This is a genomic window from Mycobacterium innocens (assembly GCF_900566055.1).
GTDB lineage: Bacteria > Actinomycetota > Actinomycetes > Mycobacteriales > Mycobacteriaceae > Mycobacterium > Mycobacterium innocens.
This window is the reverse complement of record NZ_UPHQ01000348.1, coordinates 1-1,510: the sequence shown is the minus strand read 5'-3', so window position 1 is coordinate 1,510 and position 1,510 is coordinate 1. Positions and strand designations below refer to the sequence as shown.

The following is a 1,510-nucleotide window of genomic DNA, read 5'->3' as shown; positions in this document are numbered from 1 at the left end:
CACCTTGCCGCCTTGGCGGAACGTACGGCGCAGATACACCGATTCGTAGCAACGCTTCTCACCGGAGCCGGTCACGTGAGCCCTGCGCACTTTGGCTACGTGCACCTTCTCGTTACGGCGTGACATATAGGTAACCCTAGCCATCCCGACGAAGAAATTCCGTGAACGACACACTCTATTTTGTCTACCTTTCTTGCGGGTCAACAGACTGAACCGCAGCTCACACCCCAGATCCCCGCCAAAACCCGGATTAACTTCGGCCTAAGGAGTGCGGTGCCCGACGCACGGCGGTACGACACGCTTCTCGCCAAGGGTGAGGATCGCAAGCAGCGGATCCTTGAGGTCGCGCAGCGGCTGTTGACGCGCAACGGCTGGCGCAATACGACGTTGGCCCAGATTGCCGGGGAAGCCGGGGTCAGCCCCGCGGGACTGTTGCATCACTTCGAATCCAAGGAACAGCTGCTGCACGCGGTGCTGGACGCCCGCGATCTCGATGACGATTCCCATGCCGACCGCGCCGGTGATCTCCTCGTCGAGATCGCACGGGTGGCCGATCGCTTCAACCGGGCACCCGAACTGGTCGGCACGTTCACCGTGCTGCTGGTCGAAAACATCCTTCCCGACGCCCCGCTGCACGACCGCATGCTGGCCCGACAGCGGGAAGCGATCGACATCGTCGCCGAACTCATCCGACGCGGTCAGGCGGACGGCCGGTATCGCACCGAGATAGACCCGGCCGTCAAGGCAGTGGAGATTCTCGCCTTCGTCCACGGAATGGAAACGATATGGTTGCTCAATCCTTCGATACCCCTGACCGCGGTGTTCAAGGAGTACGCGGAGTCGTTGGCACGGGACTTCGCCCTGCCCAGGACGTCCCAGAAGACATGAGATACCGCCTCGACGTCGTCGCCTCCACCGTCGCCGACGTGGTGCAGTTCGCCGGCGGGTGGCTCTTCGACCGCGCGATGGCGGGCTGGGACGTCACGGTCCTTGTCGCTGACCACAGTGACAACCGGCCGCTGCAGATCCTCGGGGTCCAGACACTCGACCTTGAAGACGCCTTGGCATCGGTGGACACTCGTCTCCGCCCACAGGCCCTGGCGGCCGCGGCGGATCTTTTCGGATGTGATACGCGGGTGCGCCGGGGTGTGCTGCAGGCCCTCGATCATGGCGTCACCGAAGTCACGCTGTGGGGACGGACCTGGCCGGCCGAGCTGGATGACAGCGTCGGTCAGGTACAGCATCCGCTGAGCATGGCCGCCCGGACGTTCAAGGCTGCGGCGATGGCCGCGACCGCGCTGCCGCAGGCTGCCATCGGGCCGACCGAAGTCTTCCGCAGCGGGCTGATGGCCTGCCCGTCGGTCGCGGCTGATTTGGTTCCTGCCTGATCCGAAAACAAGGTGATTTGGGCGCACGAAAGCTGGATGCGAGGTGAGGAGATCTCGCACCCAGGAGTAGGGCTGAGGCGATGTTGAGTTGGTTTAGGCGGCTTGGCCGGTGGGTTCGATGG

The 1,510-nt window shown here is 63.8% G+C and carries 2 protein-coding genes; both read left to right on the top strand.

Translation table 11 applies throughout. The annotated features are described in order from the left end of the window. The first annotated feature begins 273 nt into the window (after positions 1–273). Positions 274–888, top strand: coding sequence for a TetR/AcrR family transcriptional regulator (locus EET03_RS29645; RefSeq protein ID WP_075542213.1), 615 nt, complete (start codon positions 274–276; stop codon positions 886–888). Continuing rightward, positions 885–1,388: a hypothetical protein gene (locus tag EET03_RS29640; RefSeq protein WP_075542212.1), complete on the top strand. Its 504-nt coding sequence runs from the start codon at positions 885–887 to the stop codon at positions 1,386–1,388. Before EET03_RS29645 ends, EET03_RS29640 begins: the two co-directional genes overlap by 4 nt. The last annotated feature ends 122 nt before the right edge of the window (positions 1,389–1,510 follow it).

Coding starts and splice junctions, on each gene's coding strand:
- EET03_RS29640 (WP_075542212.1), top strand. CDS start 885: ATGAGATACCGCCTCGACGTCGTCGCCTCCACCGTCGCCGACGTGGTG.